The 20,136-nt window shown below is 35.7% G+C and carries 18 protein-coding genes; 10 read left to right on the top strand and 8 right to left on the bottom strand.

The window, feature by feature from the left end:
* Nucleotides 1–146 precede the first annotated feature (146 nt).
* Nucleotides 147–344, top strand: coding sequence for a cold-shock protein (locus DF947_RS04145; RefSeq protein WP_109928387.1), 198 nt, complete (start codon nucleotides 147–149; stop codon nucleotides 342–344).
* Between the two features lie 66 nt (nucleotides 345–410).
* Here DF947_RS04145 and DF947_RS04140 read toward each other — a convergent pair whose 3' ends face one another.
* The 4 genes from DF947_RS04140 to DF947_RS04125 form a co-directional block, all read right to left on the bottom strand.
* Nucleotides 411–1,595, bottom strand: a complete 1,185-nt coding sequence (locus tag DF947_RS04140) for a class I SAM-dependent methyltransferase (RefSeq protein ID WP_109928386.1) — start codon at nucleotides 1,593–1,595, stop codon at nucleotides 411–413.
* A 111-nt stretch (nucleotides 1,596–1,706) separates the two neighbouring features.
* Nucleotides 1,707–2,975, bottom strand: coding sequence for an aspartate kinase (locus DF947_RS04135; protein WP_109928385.1), 1,269 nt, complete (start codon nucleotides 2,973–2,975; stop codon nucleotides 1,707–1,709).
* A 2-nt stretch (nucleotides 2,976–2,977) separates the two neighbouring features.
* Entirely contained in the window at nucleotides 2,978–3,445 is a 468-nt protein-coding gene (locus tag DF947_RS04130) for a GNAT family N-acetyltransferase (RefSeq protein WP_109928384.1), read from the bottom strand.
* A gap of 8 nt (nucleotides 3,446–3,453) precedes the next feature.
* Nucleotides 3,454–4,155 (bottom strand): YggS family pyridoxal phosphate-dependent enzyme, encoded by a 702-nt coding sequence (locus DF947_RS04125; RefSeq protein WP_109928383.1) that lies wholly within the window; start codon nucleotides 4,153–4,155, stop codon nucleotides 3,454–3,456.
* Between the two features lie 70 nt (nucleotides 4,156–4,225).
* Here DF947_RS04125 and DF947_RS04120 point away from each other — a divergent pair, with 70 nt between their 5' ends.
* The 6 genes from DF947_RS04120 (at nucleotide 4,226) to DF947_RS04090 (ending at nucleotide 10,593) form a co-directional block, all read left to right on the top strand.
* The gene (locus tag DF947_RS04120) at nucleotides 4,226–4,876 is read left to right on the top strand and encodes a DUF4296 domain-containing protein (protein ID WP_109928382.1); all 651 of its coding nucleotides are present in this window, start codon (nucleotides 4,226–4,228) and stop codon (nucleotides 4,874–4,876) included.
* A gap of 1 nt (nucleotide 4,877) precedes the next feature.
* Entirely contained in the window at nucleotides 4,878–7,256 is a 2,379-nt protein-coding gene (locus DF947_RS04115) for an endonuclease MutS2 (protein WP_109928381.1), read from the top strand.
* Nucleotides 7,257–7,347: 91 nt separating this feature from the next.
* Nucleotides 7,348–8,439: a PQQ-dependent sugar dehydrogenase gene (locus DF947_RS04110; protein WP_109928380.1), complete on the top strand. Its 1,092-nt coding sequence runs from the start codon at nucleotides 7,348–7,350 to the stop codon at nucleotides 8,437–8,439.
* A gap of 300 nt (nucleotides 8,440–8,739) precedes the next feature.
* On the top strand, nucleotides 8,740–9,444 hold the full coding sequence (locus DF947_RS04100) for a CoA transferase subunit A (RefSeq protein WP_109928378.1): 705 nt from the start codon (nucleotides 8,740–8,742) through the stop codon (nucleotides 9,442–9,444).
* A 45-nt stretch (nucleotides 9,445–9,489) separates the two neighbouring features.
* Entirely contained in the window at nucleotides 9,490–9,852 is a 363-nt protein-coding gene (locus DF947_RS04095) for a four helix bundle protein (protein WP_109928377.1), read from the top strand.
* Between the two features lie 78 nt (nucleotides 9,853–9,930).
* Nucleotides 9,931–10,593, top strand: a complete 663-nt coding sequence (locus tag DF947_RS04090; RefSeq protein ID WP_109928376.1) for a CoA transferase subunit B — start codon at nucleotides 9,931–9,933, stop codon at nucleotides 10,591–10,593.
* Between the two features lie 393 nt (nucleotides 10,594–10,986).
* Here DF947_RS04090 and DF947_RS04085 read toward each other — a convergent pair whose 3' ends face one another.
* Together DF947_RS04085 and DF947_RS04080 are read right to left on the bottom strand one after the other, a co-directional pair.
* The gene (locus DF947_RS04085; protein WP_109928524.1) at nucleotides 10,987–11,631 is read right to left on the bottom strand and encodes a uridine kinase family protein; all 645 of its coding nucleotides are present in this window, start codon (nucleotides 11,629–11,631) and stop codon (nucleotides 10,987–10,989) included.
* 2 nt (nucleotides 11,632–11,633) lie between these two features.
* A complete protein-coding gene (locus tag DF947_RS04080; RefSeq protein WP_109928375.1) occupies nucleotides 11,634–13,148 on the bottom strand; it encodes a LysM peptidoglycan-binding domain-containing protein in 1,515 nt (504 codons plus the stop codon).
* A 282-nt stretch (nucleotides 13,149–13,430) separates the two neighbouring features.
* On the opposite strand from DF947_RS04080, the gene DF947_RS04075 reads away from it, so the two are divergent.
* The gene (locus DF947_RS04075; protein ID WP_109928374.1) at nucleotides 13,431–13,910 is read left to right on the top strand and encodes a Dps family protein; all 480 of its coding nucleotides are present in this window, start codon (nucleotides 13,431–13,433) and stop codon (nucleotides 13,908–13,910) included.
* Between the two features lie 102 nt (nucleotides 13,911–14,012).
* Nucleotides 14,013–15,848, top strand: coding sequence for a UbiD family decarboxylase (locus DF947_RS04070; protein ID WP_109928373.1), 1,836 nt, complete (start codon nucleotides 14,013–14,015; stop codon nucleotides 15,846–15,848).
* A gap of 66 nt (nucleotides 15,849–15,914) precedes the next feature.
* On the opposite strand, the gene DF947_RS04065 is transcribed toward DF947_RS04070, so the two are convergent.
* On the bottom strand, nucleotides 15,915–17,420 hold the full coding sequence (locus DF947_RS04065) for an OmpP1/FadL family transporter (RefSeq protein WP_109928372.1): 1,506 nt from the start codon (nucleotides 17,418–17,420) through the stop codon (nucleotides 15,915–15,917).
* A gap of 27 nt (nucleotides 17,421–17,447) precedes the next feature.
* Nucleotides 17,448–18,365 carry a hypothetical protein gene (locus tag DF947_RS04060; protein ID WP_109928371.1) on the bottom strand — a complete coding sequence of 306 codons (918 nt, stop codon included), beginning with the start codon at nucleotides 18,363–18,365 and terminating at the stop codon, nucleotides 17,448–17,450.
* Nucleotides 18,366–18,564: 199 nt separating this feature from the next.
* Between DF947_RS04060 and proS the strand changes: the two genes are divergently transcribed.
* Nucleotides 18,565–20,037 (top strand): proline--tRNA ligase, encoded by a 1,473-nt coding sequence (gene proS, locus DF947_RS04055; protein WP_109928370.1) that lies wholly within the window; start codon nucleotides 18,565–18,567, stop codon nucleotides 20,035–20,037.
* Nucleotides 20,038–20,136: the final 99 nt, after the last annotated feature.

Genomic DNA, 20,136 nt, shown 5'->3' with positions numbered 1-20,136 from the left:
TTATGTTCAAATTATTATATTTGATAGTTTTGTTTCAATATTAACGCTTATTCTAATTGTTTAATTAAATTAAATTCCAATTGGTTTAAAAAAATGCTGATCAAAGCGTAAAAGGGTTTATTTATTTTATACATTTTTTATTTTTTATGGCAACCGGAAAAGTTAAATGGTTTAACACTCAGAAAGGTTTTGGATTTATTGTACAAGAAGACAACAAAGATATTTTTGTACATTTTAAAGATGTTTTAGGCGGAATCGATAGCTTAAAAGAAAACGATGCAGTTGAATTTGAAGTAGCTGAAGGCAGAAAAGGTTTACAGGCAGTAAACGTTAAAAAAGTTTAAGCGATATCTATACTTAATTAACATCATCCCTAACAAGAGCCTTTCTACGGAATGGCTCTTTTGTTTTTAGTAGTATTGTATAATTTCGGCTTTAATTACAATATTTTCATGGTTTCCTATCTTGCTAAATAAGAGAAAATTTTCTTTGCTTGGCTTTATTTTATACTTCTTAACCAGTTCTTCTGGTTTTGCCGGATAATTTCTTACAATAACATTCCCTGCTAAATCCTTAAGTTTCTTTAAATCGCCAGTAGAATATACCTTGCTAATTTTGAAAATGCGGCCAGGAAACTCCTCGTTTAATTGTGATGACACAAATAGCTGGGTTTGTGGATGAAGCTTTTTTAAATTATATCGCAGACCAATTAAATCAAAGGCTCCGGATTTTAGGAGTGAGGCATCTGGTTCGTATAAATAATGATCTTCATCAATAGAATTGGTGAATTCTGAATAAACTTCGGTTTCTGATTTTAAAAATGAAAAATGCTTTTGCTTATCATTTAAAGTTAGAGCAACAATTTTAACATCCGATTTTGAATCGGGTTCTATAACCCAAAGAATTTCCTTGCATTCATTTTTTACACTTACAATATGAATTTCGCTCACGTTTTGTAATTCGTTCAAACCTGCAGTTATATCCAGAAGTGGGGCAGTTTTTATAATGATTCTTCTTCCTTTGGATAGTAAAAGATCCAGATTGCTTACCACATCAGGTGTACAATCTTTTAACATAAAAACTTTTCCTTTTTCTGCCCTTCTTGCCGGATCGACATAAATGGTATCAAAAATTGAATCTGTGTGTTTTAAAAATTCTATTCCATCAACAGATTTGAATTCAATGTTTTTTACAGTTAAAATTGTCGCATTATGATTGGCAATTTTGGAGAGATCTGAATTGATTTCGCAATGCGTTACTGCATTAACATTTTTGGAAAAATAAAAAGAATCTACTCCAAAACCGCCCGTTAAATCGATTAGTCGATTGCCAATAGCTAATTTGGATTTATATTCTGCTGTAATTTCGGATGAGGTTTGTTCAATAGATAATGCTGTTGGGTAGTAAATTTCTTTATGCTTAAACCAGGTAGGAAGTTTCTTCTCAGACTTTTTTTTAGCTGCGATTTGTCCGGCAAGCTCTGCTGATGAAACATTTTCGAACGGACTCTTAGCTAAGGCAATTTGATTTACATCGGCATTTAAATTTGCATCGATGTAGTCTTGTACAACCTTCTCTAAAATGTTTATGTTCATTATTTTGTTAGGTAATAGGTATTAAGTATCAGGTCATGAGAGTGGGAAGGAGTGGGCAATTATTTATTTTACAAGTTTTATGCCTCGGTTGTCCCCGCGAAGCAAATAATTTTAGCTGTTTTTATTTTTCATCACCATTTGACAGGTATGTCGGCTTTTAACTTCCAATAAAATCTCTTTATCAATGGTTACCCGATCTATGGTTTGTTGATTGTAATATCTTATCGTTACGAGTTCCAATCCTTTATTGTATTTAACCGTAAACTCCGAAGCTAAGGCTTGAATCAGTTTTTCTATTTTATCTGTATTGTCGTCAACACTAACCGAAAAACTAATGGCAGAATTCAACATGGTATTGATTTTAATTTTATGCTTATGGAAAAGCTCGAAAATATTGCTCAGATTTTCTTCAATGATAAATGAATAATCTTTCGGGAAAATTGAAATCAATGCTTGATTGACTTTAAAAATAAAGGATGGAACAGGTAAGGGATTATTTTCTTTTGTTATAGCAGTTCCGGCGCCTTCAGGCTGAATAAATGAGCGAACAAATAATGGAATGCCTTTATTTTGAAGGGGTTTTATTGTTTTTGGATGAATTACCGTGGCTCCGTAATAGGTTAGTTCAATGGCATCATGATAAGAAAGTTGTGGGATTTTTTCTGTTTCATCGAACCATTTAGGATCAGCATTTAAAACCCCTGGCACATCTTTCCAAATTGTTAAAGCATCAGCATTAACGCAAGAAGCAAAAATTGCCGCAGAATAATCTGATCCTTCTCTGCCTAGTGTTGTTGTGTAATTTTCGCTAGTTCCGCCAATAAACCCTTGTGTTACAATTATATTTTCGTTTAAAAGCGGAATCAAATCTTTTTGAATAATCTGGTTGGTTTTATCCCAATCTACCTTGCCTTCTCTGTAGGTATTATCCGTTTGAATGAAATTTCTTGCATCGGCCCAAAGTGCCTTACTTCCGCTTTCATTTAACCAGGCGGCCACAATTTTAGTTGAAACAACTTCTCCAATGGATACAATTTGATCATAGATGTAATCAGGGTTACTATCTGCTTCATCTTCAATTAACCATTCTATCTCTACAAAAGTATTCGCAACATCGTCATAAACAGGATTAGGATTGCCTTCAAAAAGCGCTTCGATAATGCTAAAATGAAAATGTTTTATCTCTTCGAAAATTGAATGCGTTTGATCACTCTGTGCTAAAAAGGCCTGCGTAAGCTCCTCTAATTTATTGGTAATTTTACCCATTGCAGAGATTACAATAAGTAGTTTTCCCTTTTTGTAATCGCGAACTATGTTGGCCAAATTTTTTACACCATCAGCATCTTTAACCGAAGCGCCACCAAACTTAAAAATATCCATGTTTAAAATGCCTTAACCTGTGCTTCAGAAAATGATGCATTTAACCATCCTGCTTCTAAATGCGCATTGTATTTGTTATAAAAATTAATCGCAGGTTCGTTCCAGTCCAGAACTTGCCAAACCATGCCATTATAATTTCCATTCTTAGATTCTTCTATCACCTTTTCAAAAAGCAATTTTCCTACACCTTTGCCTCTAAAATCTTCAGTAACGATAAAATCTTCAAGATAGAGTCTGCAACCTTTCCAGGTAGAATAACGTGTATAAAATAGCGCAAAACCAATAATTATTCCTTCATTTTCTGCAACATATGCCTTCCAAACCGGAGTTGCTCCAAAACCGGCATCAACAAAATGATCAAGGTTTACGGTAACTTCTTCCGGTGCACGTTCGTAAATGGCCAATTCATTTATCAATTCTAATATTCTAGGACAATCTTCAGCAACTGCCGTTCTAATACTTAAGTTCATATGCTGTTTTAATTTGCCGATATATCAGCTTTAAAATGTTTAATAATTCTTTTTCCGAAAATTGCGCTTCCAATGCGAACCATTGTGCTGCCTTCTTCTATCGCGATTTTATAATCTGCACTCATCCCTGTAGAAATCTCTTTAAATGAATCTTCCTTTCTGAAAAAACTTACTTTAACACCATCAAAAAATACTTTTAGCTCATTAAATTCTACAGTAATCTGTTTTTCGTTTTTGGTGTTGGTTGCAATTCCCATTAAACCTACAATACGAATATTTTTTAGTTCTGCATACTCCTCTGAACGTAAAAGCTCTATCACTTCATCAAATCCAAGTCCGAACTTTGTATCTTCGTCAGCAATGTAAACCTGTAATAAACAATCGATTATTCTTTTATTTTTTAAGGCCTGCTTATTAATTTCCTGCAATAGTTTTATGCTGTCGACACCATGAATGAGCTTTACAAATGGAGCGATGTATTTTACCTTGTTGGTTTGTAAATGGCCAATTAAATGCCACTCAATATCAGTAGGAAGCTCGGCCTGTTTATCAACCATTTCTTGAACGTGGTTCTCGCCAAAAACTCTTTGCCCAGCATTATATGCTTCTAAAATTGCATCGACTGTTTGGGTTTTGGAAACGGCAATTAACTTTACGCCATCAGACTCTACTTCGCTTTTATATTTTTTAAGATTATCAGCTATGCTCATTTATAACTATTTTTGGGTAAAATTAATAACCTTGTCGCAATTTGGGCAAAAAATAATATTTTAATTCAGCATGAGAAGATTATTGTGGGCTTTAATACCAGTAATTTTGGTTTTTGGATGTAGACCAGGCCGACCAAAAGATGTTTTAGAGCCAGAAGAAATGGAAAAAATTTTATACGATATCCATATTGTTGATGGATATCTTTCTACGGTTTATATTCCAGATTCTTCCAGAAAATTAGGCTCTGAATATTACAACGGTATTTATAAAAAATTTAATACAGATTCTGCACAGTATACTCGAAGCTTAGCCTACTACTACAAAGATCCGGAAGCGTTGGAAAAAATTTATAAAAATATTTCTTCGAAAATTGGTAAGGAAAAAACAAAGCTAGAGAAGGCAGATTCTTTGGCCATGGCTAAAATTAGAAAGGCAGATTCGCTTAAATTGGCTAAAGACCCTAAAAAAATGAAAGCTGATTCTTTAAAAAAGGCAGATTCGTTAAAAAAATTAGAAGTTAAAAAAGTTGAGCTTGCCAAACCTGAAGCATCCAGAGCTATTGTAGAAAAGCTTAAGCCAGCTAAGGTTTTATCTAAATCTAAACTAAAGGCTAAAAAGGCAGATTCTTTGCGCAGGATTGAGAGAAGAAAGGCAAGATTATTAAAAGAACAAACTTTACACAAATTAAAAATGCAAACCGCTCCAGTAGTGGCACAATAATATGTTATATCCCGAAAATTGTTTAGAACGCTTAGGTTTTGTTGAGATAAGGCAGTTGATTAGCAAACATTGTATGAGCCCGATGGGGCAGGCAATGGTGCAAAAGATGCAGGTGATGAATCGTTTTGATCAAATTGATAAATTCTTAAAACAAACCAACGAGTTCAAAAGTATCCTGCAAAATCAGGAACCCTTACAAATAAATACCTTTTTTGATATTAAGTCTCTTGTTGAAAAAATTAGGGTTGAAGGCACATATCTTTTAGAAGAAGAGTGGTTTCAGGTTTACACTTCCTTACAAACGGTTTTTTCTGTATTGCGCTTTTTTGAAGAAAGGGCAGAGGTTTATCCAACATTAGAGGCTCTATTTGAGCATTTGCCAATAGAAAAAAATATTCTCAGGAAAATTGAAACCGTTATCGATCCGAAAGGGAAGATTAAACCTAATGCTTCGAAAGAATTGCAGGAAATTACTTCCGCAATTTCTAAGGCAGAGCAAGATGTTCGGAAACGGATGGATTCGATTTACAAGCAAGCTATCGCCAACAATTGGGTGGCTGATGGAAGTTTGACCATTCGTGATGGGAGAATGTGTATTCCGGTTTTGGCCGAAAATAAAAGAAAGCTAAAGGGATTTGTTCACGATGAATCTGCCACTGGCCAAACGGTTTATATCGAGCCAGAAGAGGTATTTACCTTAAATAACAAATTAAGAGATTTAGAATTTGACAAGCGAAGGGAAATTATAAAGATTTTAATTGCCTTAACAGATGATTTGCGCCCTTATTCGCCATTACTGTTATCTTATCACGGTTTCCTGACCAAACTTGATTTTGTTCGTGCGAAAGCGCTGTTTGCTCTAGATATCGAGGCAGAAATGCCAGGCTTACTAAAAGAACCCAAAACCAAATTAATTAATGCTAGGCACCCGTTGCTAACGCTCTCTTTTGCTTTGGAGAAAAAATCGGTTACGCCATTAAATATTCATATTGATGCACAAACTCGGGTTGTTCTGGTCTCTGGGCCAAATGCCGGTGGTAAATCGGTCTGTATGAAAACCGTTGGTTTACTGCAAATTATGTTGCAAACCGGTTTGTTAATTCCTGTAGATGCCAATAGTGAAGTCGGGATTTTTGAAAATATTTTTGCAGATATTGGCGATGATCAGTCTATAGAAAGCGATTTAAGTACCTACAGCGCCCACTTAAAAAAGATGCGCTATTTTGTTGAGCATGCTTCGCCAAAAACAATGGTTTTAATTGATGAGTTTGGAACAGGTACTGATCCTCAATTTGGTGGACCGATGGCAGAAGCCGTTTTGGAGGTAATGAACAATAAAAAAGTTCGTGGGGTAATTACAACGCACTATTCTAATTTAAAGCTTTTTGCAGGCAATACAGAAGGGCTGGAAAATGCATCTATGCTTTTTGATAATGCAAAAATGAAACCGCTTTATATTTTAGAAATGGGTAAACCCGGAAGTTCTTATGCTTTTGAAATAGCCCAGAATATTGGTTTACCAAAGGAGGTTATCCAATTGGCAAGACAAAAAACAGGATCTAACCAAAATCGGGTAGATACCATGCTTGTAGATTTGGAGCGAGAAAAGAAAAATGTTTACGATGCTAAGGTAAGTTTGGCCAATCAGCAAAATAAGGCTAAAAACTTAGTTGCCGAAAATGAAAAGCTTAAAACATTTTTAGAGGAAAATAAGAAAATTCTGATAAAAGAAGCTAAACAAGAGGCGCAAAATATTATTAAAAGTGCCAATAAACTTGTTGAAAATACCATTGCGGAGATAAAGGAGAAACAGGCAGATAAAATTGTAACCAAAGAACTTCGGCAGAATTTGCAAAGAGAATTGGTAAAAAACACGGTCCCTAAAGATAAACCAAAACCTGTGCAGGTTATAGTTGGTGGAGAAGTAGAAATTGGCGATTGGGTTAAATTTACAGATAGTGAAACTACCGGGCAGGTATTGGAAATTAATCGGAATGAACTTGTATTGGCCATTGGCGATTTAAGATCGAATGTTAAAAAGAATCGTGTTCAAAAAATAAGCAACAAAGAGGCTAAAAAAGTAATACAAAGCAGCGCCAACTCTTTTGCCGGACGGATGAATGATGCCGTTTCTAATTTCAGGGCAGAGCTGGATTTGCGTGGAATGAGAACTGAAGATGCTTTATTTGAAGTTGAAAAATATTTAGATAAGGCGATTATGCTGGGTTTTCCATCAATAAAATTGGTGCATGGAAAGGGAGACGGAATTTTAAGAAAAATGATCAGAGAATACCTTAGGAAATACAGCCAGGTAAATAGGATGGAAGATGAACATGCTGATAGAGGCGGAGACGGAATTACTTACGTTTATTTGAATTGATAGTTCTTTTAGGTGTTTATGTTGGATAAATTTCTTACAAACTAATAAAACTAAATAACCGTAACGGTGTTATTTTTAAAACGTTACGGTTATGAAAGCAATCTTACTCTGCCTATTTGTAGTGGTTTTCGCTACAAGTTGCAAAAAGAATAGTGATGATAGTAATGAAGAAACTGAACCACTTCCTGATGTTGAGTTAAAATCTAGGGTTGTTACCTCTGGTTTGAATCTTCCTTGGGAAATGGTTTATGGACCAGATAACTTTATTTGGTTTACCGAAAAATCAGGGAAAATCAACCGTTTGAATCCCGCAACTGGACAGGTTAGCCCACTGTTAACCATTGCAGAAGTTAGGGTAAATGGTGAAGGCGGATTACTTGGTATGGCGCTTCATCCCGAGTTTAGCACAAATCCTTACGTTTACGTTGTTTACGATTATGGAAATCCGTACAAGGCAAAAGTAGTTCGTTACACGTATGCAAGTGGAGGTTTGAGCAGCCCATTAGTTCTGATCGATCAAATCCCGGCTTCATCCATTCATAATGGGTCGAGGCTATTAATTAGTGGCGGAAAACTTTTCATAAGCACGGGTGATGCTTCTGATACAAATCAGCCTCAAAATACAGCATCAGTTTCTGGTAAAATTTTACGAATCAATTTAGATGGATCTATTCCTACAGATAATCCAATTGCCAACAACCCACTCTGGTCTTTAGGGAATAGAAATGCGCAGGGCTTAGTTCAAGTTGGTACTAAGATTTTTTCATCAGAACATGGCCCAGATTCAGACGATGAAATTAACATTATAGAAAAAGGCAGAAATTACGGTTGGCCAAATATTAAGGGGTTCTGCGATGAGGCTGGTGAACAATCGTTCTGTTCAGCCAATAATGTAGTACCACCACTTATAAATTGGACGCCAACAATTGCACCTAGCGGTTTAGCTTATTATAATTCAGATTATATTCCCCAATTTAAAAATTCGCTATTATTGGCTGTATTAAAGGGAACGAAATTGATGCAACTTAAATTAGATGATGCCCAAACCAAAATTACAGGCACCAAAGATTTTTATGTAAATACTTATGGCAGGTTAAGGGCAATTTGTCAATCGCCGGAAGGAAAAATTTACTTTTGTACCAGTAATGGAAGTGATGATAAAATTGTAGAACTTTCTAAGTAAGTTATTTTTTCTTATTCCCAGGACACTTTTTACAACGCTTACCTTTTTTAAATTTCTCACAGCATTTTTTGTGCTCTGCAGTACAGCTAAAAATAAAGCCCATTCCCTTTTGAAACTCCGGATCGGTGGGCAATACAAATGTGTTATCTTCTCTCTCGTAAATCATTGCTACACAAAGGTAAGTGTTATTTAGATTAATTCCAATCAAATAATATTCCGCATCTGTTTAAATAGTTTTGCAAAGCCACAATTTTATAAGCACTCTTTTGTAATTTAGCGAACTAACCAAAATTTCATAAAATGATAAATAAAGTTGTATCAGGAGCCGAAGAGGCCATCCAAGATATATCAGACGGTACTACAATCATGCTCGGCGGTTTCGGGCTTTGTGGGATTCCCGAAAATTGCATTAACGCCTTGGTTGAAAAAAATGTAAAAGATTTAACCTGTATTTCTAATAACGCCGGAGTAGATGATTTTGGAATAGGCTTAATGTTGAAAAAACGTCAGGTGAAAAAAATGATTTCATCTTATGTTGGTGAAAATGCCGAATTTGAAAGACAATTGTTAAGTGGCGAACTAGAAGTAGATTTAATTCCACAGGGAACATTAGCTACGCGTTGTTTAGCCGCCGGTTATGGAATGCCAGCAATTTTTACACCCGCTGGTGTTGGGACCGAGGTAGCCGAAGGCAAGGAAATCAGGAATTTTAATGGAAAAGATTATTTAATGGAATATGCCTTTGATGCAGATTTTGCCATTGTTAAAGCTTGGAGAGGCGATACAGCAGGTAATTTAATTTTCCGTTCCACAAGCCGGAATTTTAACCCTGTTATGGCAATGGCCGGAAAAATAACAATTGCCGAAGTTGAAGAGTTGGTTGAAGCTGGCGAACTCGATCCCGATTATATTCATACACCCGGAATTTATGTACACAGAATTTTTCAGGGCAAAGATTACGAAAAACGAATTGAACAAAGAACCTTAAGGAAAAAGAATGATTAATTTGAAAATGTGATCATTAGCTAATTTACGCTAAGCCCTAAAAATATGGATAATAATAAAATCAATGAAAATTTAATTGTGAAACTAAGCTTTGATTTTTCTCTTATGATAATAGAATATGCTGAAATTTTGGAACAAAAAAGGAAATTTGTCATTGCAAATCAGTTATTAAAATCGGGTACAAGTATAGGAGCAAATATATGGGAAGCTCAAAATGCAGAAAGCAAAGCCAATTTTATTCATAAAATGAAAATTTCTGCTAAAGAATGTGAGGAAACTAAATATTGGCTTCTATTATGCAAACACTCGAGTCAATACCCTAATAATGATAATTTACTTGAGAAAATAGAAATTTTACAAAAGGTGCTAAACAAAATCATTGCTACCTCTAAAAGGGTAGTTAGCTAATTATTTATTCACTTACTTATTTTTTAACGTTTACAGAGGTATTAGCTCATCAACTAATTATCAAATTAACTAATTATAATGGCCTTTACAAAGGAAGAAATAGCACAGCGAATCGCTAAAGAAATAAAAGATGGTTACTACGTTAACCTGGGGATCGGAATTCCAACGTTGGTTGCAAATTACATTCCAAAGGGAATAGATGTTGTACTCCAATCAGAAAATGGCTTGCTGGGCATGGGGCCATTTCCTTTCGAAGGGGAAGAAGATGCAGATTTAATTAATGCCGGAAAACAAACCATTACAACTTTGCCTGGCTCATCTATTTTCGATTCTGCCATGAGTTTCGGGATGATTAGAGCACAAAAGGTAGATTTGACGATACTTGGAGCGATGGAAGTTTCAGAAAATGGGGACATCGCCAATTGGAAAATTCCCGGAAAAATGGTTAAAGGAATGGGTGGCGCAATGGATCTAGTTGCATCAGCTAAGAACATTATTGTAGCCATGCAACACATCAATAAAGCAGGTGAAAGTAAGCTTTTGCCTAAATGTACTTTGCCGTTAACAGGCGTAAAATGTATTAAGAAAATTGTAACTGAACTTGCTGTTTTAGATGTTTTGCCCGAAGGAGGATTTAAACTTTTAGAACGTGCTCCAGGTGTAAGTGTAGAATTTATTCAACAATCTACGGCCGGGAAACTGATTATAGAAGGGGAAATTCCAGAAATGAAATTGGATTGATCGAGATTTCAACCACAGATGTACACAGTTAAACACAGATTTTAAGTGGTAGAACAAGTTAATGCCAATTTTCACTTTACCCTATCAAAGTTTTATGCCTTAGCTTATGTTGTGCTCCTCCTCGCCTTGAAGAGAGAAGTTTATTTGGCAGCAAGGGTGGAGAACTATTGGAGTAAAGTACATTTCTTTGTTCCCCTCGCTTTATGGAGAGGGTTGAAATGCCCAAACAACCATCATCTTTAATGGGGTGAGGTTAAGCCTCTAAAATCTTTATAAACCTCTTTATCAGGCAGTGTGGCAACACCGACCACAGGTTGTATTAAAACTAAAAATGCACACAGATTTTGATATCTGTGTGCATACTTTTTATCTGTGGTTAATATTGTAAATGAACTATTCCAATCCGGTAAGAATACTATTCCTCAAATCAACCGATATTTCTTCCGTTATTGCGATAATCTCATCAGGTTCGTTGGTATTGTTCATTACCACTTTATCGCAATTTTCTTTGTATGGCAAAAGATATTCTTTGTATGCGGGTAAAACATGATTATGCCATTTGTAAAGCACATCATCTTCAGGATAACCACGTTCCAAACCATCGCGTTTAATACGCCTATCAAGCGCAACCTGTTCATCTGCATCTACAAAAATTTGATGATCAAGTAAAGCTGCAATTTCTTTGAAATGTAGAATAAATAAACCCTCAACAATAATAATAGGGGCCGATTTAATCTCTAGAATTTTAACAACAGCCAACGGATTGTTGAAGTTGTATTCTTTTTTGTAAACCACTTCGCCATTTAATAGTTGTTTAATGTCTCGCAGAAACTGATCACTATCAATGGTAGATGGTAAATCGAAATTATAGAGCTTGTTTTCTTCCTGTGTCATTTCTCCAGCAGGAATGTAATAGTCATCCTGAGAAACCAATGTTACTTCATCTTGTTTAAAATGATGAAGAAAGCAGTTTAGAAAGAATGTTTTACCCGATCCGCTTCCTCCGGCAATACCAATTATAAATGGCTTTTTATTCAAACTCATTGGGCACTATACGTTAAATTGCAAAAAAATCTTTTATCTAAGGCGCCTAATGAATCGGCAACAGCTTTAGTCATTACAATTATAACATCTTTTGTAGATTCATTCTCTGTAAATTTACCAACAACTTTTGCAAATGTTGTGCGGTTAGTCATCGGGTTTGTAATCTTAATTACTCTTCCAATTGGTGCTGTTCTGTGTAGAACCAACATTTTCGATGCATCTAAATCCTGATCCTGAATCCAAACTGCAGTACCCTTTTCCTCAATTTGACTTAAACCATATACGCTAGGATCGCGACGAAGTTTAGGGTCTTTAACCATTGTACTGTCGGGATTACCTTCCTGATCTTCCTTTGAAGCATCGTTAACCGATTTTGGTTGTGGAGGTTTTGGTATTACCAGCTTTTGGCCATTTGTAAGAATGTTATCCTTTAACTTATTTGCCGTTCTAATTTGATAAGCAGTTAAGCTATATTTTTTTGCAATACTGAAAATGTTGTCGCCATCTACAACGGTATAAATAAAACTTTCTTCTTTCGCAACTGGAGCTTCTTTAACAGTTTCAACTGGTTTCTCTGTCTGCTTAGGGACCTCAACCACAATATCAGAAGGAATTTTTAAAACTTGCCCGGTCGATAATGTGTTGTTATCCAAATTGTTCAGTTTTCTGATTTGATAGGCTGTAATTCCGTACTGTTTGGCAATGGTAAAAATACTTTCGTCCTTTAAAACGGTATGAGAACCAACCGCATCCTTAGGTTTATTGGTTTGAGTGGGTTGTTCTTCTGTTGTACTTACAACTTTACCATCTTCAATATTTTTTGTTGCGGGAATTTTTAATTTTTGACCAATACGCAGGTTATTGCCAGAAAGGTTATTTGCTTTTTTAATTTCTTCAACCGTTGTTCCGTATTTTTCGGCAATTTTTCCCAAAAACTCTTTTGGCTGAACAACATGCTCAATCATAGTTTGATCGCCATTTGTTGCAGGGGCTGAAACGGTTTCTGGTGTTTTGTTAGCTGGTGTTTCAACACGTTCAGGTGTTTGAACCGAAGCTGAATTCTTTGCTGGAATTTTTAATACCTGACCTATGCTTAAACTGCTACTGGTTAAATTATTCAAGGCCTTTATTTCATTTATGGTAGTGCCATATTTTTCAGCAAGCATATTTAAATTTTCTTTAGGCTTAACTGTGTGCTCAATAATATCCGTTGACTGAACATTTGAAGGTGTATTACTGCTTCCGGTAGAGGTAAAAGGAATATTTGTTGGCACCTTTATAATAACACCTACTTTAAGATATTTGTTATCGTTATAAGCCATAATATCTTTAGGCGAAACATTGTATCTTCTAGCAATGGAATAATAAGTGTCTTTCGCTACTGCCTGATGAACGATTAGTTTCTTGCCATTATTATTTTCGACACCGATGGAGTCTATTACTGCAGTTGACTTGGCCTTGGCTACATTTAAAGCAAGCAGAAGTACAGCAGTTATGTATATTTTATGCATTTATTTTTATGTAAATTTTCTAGTCAAAGGGAGCAATTATACGAATAATAATATTAAACAAGTAGCGGTTTAAGGTAGGCCTTTAAGTAAAAATCAAATGACATTTTCAGCCTAAAATCTATATTTGGTTCATAAACAAATACTTGCAATATTGTATCGTCGTATAATCATGCTTAATAAACGAACATATAAATAAGGTATTGTTTAAGATACAATTTTACGCTCAAACTTTTATTTAATAAGTTTGTTAGGTAGGCATTAAAAACAATTAATAAAATAAAAATGGACGCTAAAGAAATAAGCTTAAACGAGAAAGAAGTTAAACCGGTAGTAGACCTATTAAACGAATATTTGGCTAACTATCATATTCATTATCAAAAATTAAGAGGCTGTCATTGGAATATTAAAGGACAGAATTTTTTCACGCTACATGTAAAATTTGAAGAGTTATATACGAATGCACAATTAACAATTGATGAAATTGCCGAACGCGTTTTAACTTTGGGCAAACCACCACACAGCCGTTTTGCCGATTATATCCAAGAATCCAGGATTAAAGAAATAAACACCATTGGTATGGCTGACTTGGATATGGTTGATGCCGTTTTGGATGATATGTCTATTTTGATTGAAATTGAAAGAGAAATTTTAGATGCAACTGCCCAGGCAGGCGATGATGGGTCTAATGATATGGTGAACCGTTTTATGCAGTTTAAAGAAAAAAATACCTGGATGTTGCGTTCATTCGCAGGCAAGAAATAGTTAGCAATAAATATTTGGCCACAGATTGACAGATTAATATAATAATCTCTCGATCTGTGGCTTTTTTGTTTTAGAAAGACCCTAATTATTTATCTTTGGTTCATGGCATATAAAAGTTTAGCTGAATGCGTAACCGACCTCGAAAAACATGGTCATTTAATCAGAATTAAAAAAGAAGTAGATCCGTATCTAGAAATGGCTGCCATCCATTTAAGGATTTATGAAAATAATGGTCCAGCCATTCTATTTGAGAAAATTAAAGGAAGTCCATTTCCAGCTGTATCCAATCTTTTTGGAACATTGGAACGCTCTAAGTTTATATTTCGAGATACTTTACCTAAAGTACAACAGTTGGTTTCGTTAAGAAACGACCCGATTAAAGCATTAAAAAAACCTTTTAAATACGCCGGTTCTGCAATGTCGGCATTATCTGCCTTACCCTTAAAAACACCTTCTGCTAAAAGTAAATTTCTAAAAACAACGATTGGGGCTTTGCCACAAATCGTTAACTGGCCTATGGATGGTGGTCCGTTTGTAACCATGCCACAGGTTTATACAGAAGATGTACAAAAGCCTGGAGTTTTAAATGCAAACTTAGGCATGTACCGAATTCAGCTGGGTGGAAATGATTATATTCAAGATCAAGAAATCGGACTTCATTACCAAATTCATAGAGGAATTGGCGTTCATCAATCTAAGGCAAATGCCATGGGTTTACCGCTCAAGGTAAGCATTTTTGTTGGTGGCCCACCTTCACATCCTTTAGCCGCTGTAATGCCATTGCCAGAAGGCTTATCGGAAATGACTTTTGCGGGAGCTTTGGGAAATCGAAGATTTAGATATTTTTATGATGATGAAGGTTTTTGCATTTCTGCTGATGCAGACTTTGTAATTACCGGAACAGTTCATCCGAATGAAAATAAACCTGAAGGACCATTTGGCGATCATTTGGGCTATTATAGTTTAACGCACCCGTTTCCATTAATGAAAGTCCATAATGTTTATCATAAAAAGGATGCAATTTGGTCATTTACAGTTGTTGGTCGCCCACCACAAGAAGATACCAGTTTCGGCGCACTGATACACGAGATTACCGGAAGTGCAATACCTCAAGAAATTCATGGATTAAAAGAAGTTCATGCTGTAGATGCAGCAGGCGTCCATCCATTGCTTTTTGCAATTGGGAGTGAGCGTTATACACCTTATTTAAAGGAAAGAAAACCTCAGGAGATTTTGACTATTGCCAATCATATCTTAGGCAAGAATCAACTTAGTTTAGCAAAATATGTTTTTATCGCTGCCAGGGAGGATAACGAAAATTTAAGTACCCATAATATCGAATCTTTTTTGACTCATGTTTTAGAACGAATCGATTTAACAAAGGATTTACATTTTTATACCAATACCACGATTGATACTTTAGATTATAGTGGCGATGGATTGAATAGCGGATCGAAGGTTGTACTTGCTGCTGCCGGAAATAAAAAGCGGGAATTATGGAATCGGGTTCCGGAAGAATTAAATTTGCCAAAGGAATTTACGCATCCAAAAATCGCAATGCCTGGTATTTTGGTTTTAAAAGTGGATCAATATCAGAATGCCGAAAAAACCGCTGCAGAAATAGCATTGTTAAATATCGAATTAATTGGAAAAGATCTCAATGGATTTCCACTAATTGTATTAGCAGATGATTCTGAATTTACCGCAAAAAACATCGATAACCTAGTATGGGTAACTTTTACCAGAAGTAATCCTGCTGCGGATATATATGGAATTAATGATTTTATCATCAACAAGCATTGGGGGTGTAAAGGATCATTGATAATAGATGCAAGAAAAAAACCTCACCACGCACCAGAATTGATTAAGGATGGGAATATTGAAAAGCGTGTTGATCAGATGGGAGAGAAGGGTGGAGTTCTTGAGGGAATAATTTAAAAAATCTCACACATAAAAAAAGTCCTGAAATTTAATTTCAGGACTTTTTTTTAATCTATTTAAAATTTAGAATCTTACTCCAAAAGTTAAAAATACGTTATTTCTTGTTGTTTTAATATCAGCCAATGGTTCGGTATAGTCATTTAATTCGTAAGGACTAGAATTGAAATTGGTTTGTAAGTTTTGGTAAGTAACATCAACATAATAGTTATCTATACGGTAACCAATACCACCAGAATAATATTTTTGTTCGTAAAATTTATTTACACCATCTTTTATGCCACTGCCGTTTACTCCATAACCTCCTCTTAAACTCAACTCGTTACTCACTTTAATCTCCGCACCAAAACGATAATTGATTGCTTCTTTATAAGAGTTTTTAATAAAAGCATTGTTGCTATTGATGGTTGTTAAATCCGAGCCTTCATCTGCAGAGAATCTCATTGTAGAATAATCTACATAGTCAATATCGGCTGAAATTAAAGCTCTACTGCCTATGATATAACTAGCGCCGGCAGATGCCTTTAAAGGTGTGCGTAAATTATATGTAAAAGTGTAATTCTGATTTGGGTTATTAGAATTATACCCTGTTAATTGGCTATTTACACTTTCGTTAGAATTATCCTGAACATTCATCCAAGTTGGAGATTGGAAATTTACGCCAATACGGAATTCATTTACAGGTTTAAAAATCATACCGATTTTTAGATTTACTCCAGAACCTTTCGTTTCTTGATTTCTAGTGTAATTTAAAACGTAGTTTTCATTTCCTTCATACAACTGAGTAGTCTCGTTATAAGAATTCAAAATTCCAGATTCTGTATAACTTGCATCGCTAATGTACCGAACGTTAACAAAACTTACAGCCGCACCCAGATAAAACTTGTTTGAAAAGTTTAAAGCGCCGGCAACATTAAATTCAGAAGTAGAACCCAAACGAGATTCATTCCAGTTTTGCTTAAAACTTGTACCGGTATACGGTTCAGCAGAAAACGAATTTGGATAGTTTGGCGTATTTCGATTAATTAAATAACTATCGTAAGCATCTCCTGCTAAAGTTCCATCAATACCATAGGCATTTGCCTGTTCAGCCAGAGCATCGCGGAAAGAACTGTTTGCATTTGTTCCACTATATTGAAATTGATTGAAAAAATCATTATTTCTGTTATAACCAACTCCAAGTACAGCACTCACAACACCTTGTTCTGTATTAGAACCTTTAGCTTTGTAAGTTGGGCTATAAAAAACTACGCCCAAATTGTTTAAATTAAGTTGTCCCTTAGAATCTTTAGTTGTATTTCCTAAAAAAGCATTCTGTGTAGATACCCCATTATATTCTGGAGTAATGCTGAATTCTGATTTGGTAAATAAACCCAAACCCGCAGGATTGGCCCCAATTGATCCCATATCTCCACCAACACCAATTTGTGCACCGCCCATTGCTTTAAATCTAGCGGTACTTCCATAACTACTTTGCGAGAAACGATAGGCATCTGGCGCATAACTTTGCGCATATAATGTCCCTGTAGCAGTTACTGTAACCGCTATGAGGGTTAAAATTATTCTTTTCATCTTATGTTTAATTGTGTGTTGCTAATCTTAACCTCTTCCTGCTCTACCTGGTCTAGCGCCACCGCCGCCACCACCACCAGAACTGCTTCCGCCACCACTCGAACCACTATTTGATGGAGGTGGAGAGTAACTTGGGGCAGGTCTCTCTTCACGAGATGGTCTGCTCATTTGTGGCTGAGGTTGATTTGGTTGATTACTAGGTTGCACATTTCTAGATGGACGACCATTGTTTGGATTAGTAGAACTAATAGCCCCATTATTGCCACCAATAGTTGATGATCTTCCCGGTCTACCATAATTAGGACTCACTGTATTTGTTCCTCTAGGTACACCGGTATCGTTGCTGCCAGGTCTTGGTCTAAAAGTTCTATTTGTAGCTACGCCGCCGCCATAGTAGTTTCCACCACCATAATAGCCACCGCCTCCATAATATCCACCACCCCAACCGTAGCGATCATAATAAGAGTATGGCCCCCAAGAATTCCAGCCATAAAAAGGACTGTTCCATCCATAACCGTAGTTTCCATAATAGAATGGATTGTTCCAGATACTGCCATAATAGCCACCTCCCCAACTTAAGCCATAACCATTATTCCAGCCTAAGCCATATCCTAAATAGTTATTGTTATAGTAATAGGAATTATCAAAATAAGGGTCGTAATAACCTCTCCAAGAGTAACCATTATAAAAGCGATTAATTCGGGAAGAATAATCCATATCGTAATAAGGATTACTTGTACCGTAATATTCGTCGTATTCGGCTTGATTTTGGCTTTGCGCCTGCTGTGTTTGAACAGGGGCCATGTATTCTACCTCTTTGGCTTTTGCTACGCTGTTGTAAACATCATCGTTTACGGTTTTTTGAGCCAATTTTGGTGTAGAGCATGATGCAACCAACCCAGCGGCTGCGATCATAACAATGGGTAAAAATTTAATTGGTTTCATTGTGTTTATATTTAGTTGTGTGTGTCAACAAGTTAATAAAAAGCTTTCAAATTTTATTCGCCAATAACGAAAAACTTAGTCACATTATTGTTTAAAAAACAATGCGGTCAATTCTTAATCGTTTTGTAGGCATAAATTTATAAATTTGTGGCTTAATTTCACATTATTTAACATACAAATTACGTTCCAAATACATAATATGAGCAAAGAAATTACAAGTAGACAAGCAGATTATTCCCAGTGGTATAACGATATCGTTTTAAAAGCAGATTTAGCAGAACATTCTGCTGTACGTGGATGTATGGTTATCAAGCCAAATGGCTATGCTATCTGGGAAAAAATGCAGGCTGTTTTGGATAAAATGTTTAAGGATACTGGACATCAAAATGCATATTTTCCATTATTCATTCCTAAGTCATTTTTTTCTAAAGAAGCATCTCACGTAGAAGGCTTTGCTACAGAATGTGCCGTTGTTACACATTACCGTCTGAAAAATGATGGAAATGGCAATATAGTTGTTGATGAAACCGCTAAATTAGAAGAAGAATTAATCGTTCGCCCAACCTCAGAAACCATCATTTGGAATACTTATAAAGGCTGGATTCAATCTTATCGGGATTTACCTATATTAATTAACCAATGGGCTAATGTTGTGCGCTGGGAAATGCGTACGCGTTTATTTCTAAGAACTGCTGAATTTTTATGGCAAGAAGGGCATACTGCTCATGCTACAGCTCAAGAAGCCATCGAGGAAACTGAGCGTATGCTTCATATTTATGCAGACTTTGCTGAAAATTGGTTAGCAGTTCCAGTAATTAGAGGTCGGAAATCTCCAAACGAAAGATTTGCAGGTGCTTTAGACACGTATTGCATTGAAGCTTTAATGCAGGATGGAAAAGCGCTTCAGGCCGGAACATCACACTTTTTAGGGCAAAACTTTGCTAAAGCCTTTGATGTTAAATTTACTGGAAAAGATGGTAAGTTAGATTATGTTTGGGCATCTTCTTGGGGAGTTTCTACCCGCCTAATGGGTGCTTTAATTATGGCACATAGTGATGATTCTGGTTTAATTATTCCACCTAAATTGGCGCCAATTCAAGTTGTAATTGTACCGATTTACAAAAGTGATGAAGACTTAGCCAAAATTACCTCATATGTTAACGAACTAACCATGAGATTAAAAGGCCTTAATGTTTCCGTTAAATATGATGATCGCGATACACAACGCCCTGGTTTTAAATTTGCAGATTATGAATTAAAAGGTGTGCCGATCCGTATAGCAATCGGTGGTCGTGATCTAGAAAATAAAACTGTTGAAGTTGCCCGTAGAGATACCAAACTAAAACAGACAGTCCCTCAAGAAGGATTGGATATTTACATTGTTAAATTGCTTGAAGATATTCAATCGGCAATGTTTAATAAAGCCTTGGCATATCGAGACGAACACATTACCGAAGCCAATAGTTACGAAGAATTTAAAACATTGCTCGATGATAAAGCAGGTTTTATATCTGCTCATTGGGATGGAACTTCAGAAACCGAGCAAAAAATTAAAGACGAAACTAAAGCAACAATTCGTTGTATACCTTTAGATAATAAACTAGAAGATGGCATTTGTATTTATTCAGGAAAGCCTTCAACACAAAGAGTATTATTTGCAAGAGCATATTAGATAAATTTTAGAATTTAAATTGGCGATTTTAGATTGGGATAATGCATAACCGCTCAAATCTCCCATTTCGTAACTTGATACTCAATATTTGATACTAAA

It is taken from the genome of Pedobacter paludis, from assembly GCF_003173575.1.
In the GTDB taxonomy this organism is placed as follows: Bacteria; Bacteroidota; Bacteroidia; order Sphingobacteriales; family Sphingobacteriaceae; genus Pedobacter; species Pedobacter paludis.
This window is presented reverse-complemented; position numbering and strand designations above follow the sequence as displayed.

What these genes read in the sequence shown, in the direction of transcription:
- DF947_RS04145 (WP_109928387.1), top strand. Translation starts at nt 147, where the DNA reads ATGGCAACCGGAAAAGTTAAATGGTTTAACACTCAGAAAGGTTTTGGA.
- DF947_RS04140 (WP_109928386.1), bottom strand. Translation starts at nt 1,595, where the DNA reads ATGAACATAAACATTTTAGAGAAGGTTGTACAAGACTACATCGATGCA.
- DF947_RS04135 (WP_109928385.1), bottom strand. Translation starts at nt 2,975, where the DNA reads ATGGATATTTTTAAGTTTGGTGGCGCTTCGGTTAAAGATGCTGATGGT.
- DF947_RS04130 (WP_109928384.1), bottom strand. Translation starts at nt 3,445, where the DNA reads ATGAACTTAAGTATTAGAACGGCAGTTGCTGAAGATTGTCCTAGAATA.
- DF947_RS04125 (WP_109928383.1), bottom strand. Translation starts at nt 4,155, where the DNA reads ATGAGCATAGCTGATAATCTTAAAAAATATAAAAGCGAAGTAGAGTCT.
- DF947_RS04120 (WP_109928382.1), top strand. Translation starts at nt 4,226, where the DNA reads ATGAGAAGATTATTGTGGGCTTTAATACCAGTAATTTTGGTTTTTGGA.
- DF947_RS04115 (WP_109928381.1), top strand. Translation starts at nt 4,878, where the DNA reads ATGTTATATCCCGAAAATTGTTTAGAACGCTTAGGTTTTGTTGAGATA.
- DF947_RS04110 (WP_109928380.1), top strand. Translation starts at nt 7,348, where the DNA reads ATGAAAGCAATCTTACTCTGCCTATTTGTAGTGGTTTTCGCTACAAGT.
- DF947_RS04100 (WP_109928378.1), top strand. Translation starts at nt 8,740, where the DNA reads ATGATAAATAAAGTTGTATCAGGAGCCGAAGAGGCCATCCAAGATATA.
- DF947_RS04095 (WP_109928377.1), top strand. Translation starts at nt 9,490, where the DNA reads ATGGATAATAATAAAATCAATGAAAATTTAATTGTGAAACTAAGCTTT.
- DF947_RS04090 (WP_109928376.1), top strand. Translation starts at nt 9,931, where the DNA reads ATGGCCTTTACAAAGGAAGAAATAGCACAGCGAATCGCTAAAGAAATA.
- DF947_RS04080 (WP_109928375.1), bottom strand. Translation starts at nt 13,148, where the DNA reads ATGCATAAAATATACATAACTGCTGTACTTCTGCTTGCTTTAAATGTA.
- DF947_RS04075 (WP_109928374.1), top strand. Translation starts at nt 13,431, where the DNA reads ATGGACGCTAAAGAAATAAGCTTAAACGAGAAAGAAGTTAAACCGGTA.
- DF947_RS04070 (WP_109928373.1), top strand. Translation starts at nt 14,013, where the DNA reads ATGGCATATAAAAGTTTAGCTGAATGCGTAACCGACCTCGAAAAACAT.
- DF947_RS04065 (WP_109928372.1), bottom strand. Translation starts at nt 17,420, where the DNA reads ATGAAAAGAATAATTTTAACCCTCATAGCGGTTACAGTAACTGCTACA.
- DF947_RS04060 (WP_109928371.1), bottom strand. Translation starts at nt 18,365, where the DNA reads ATGAAACCAATTAAATTTTTACCCATTGTTATGATCGCAGCCGCTGGG.
- proS (WP_109928370.1), top strand. Translation starts at nt 18,565, where the DNA reads ATGAGCAAAGAAATTACAAGTAGACAAGCAGATTATTCCCAGTGGTAT.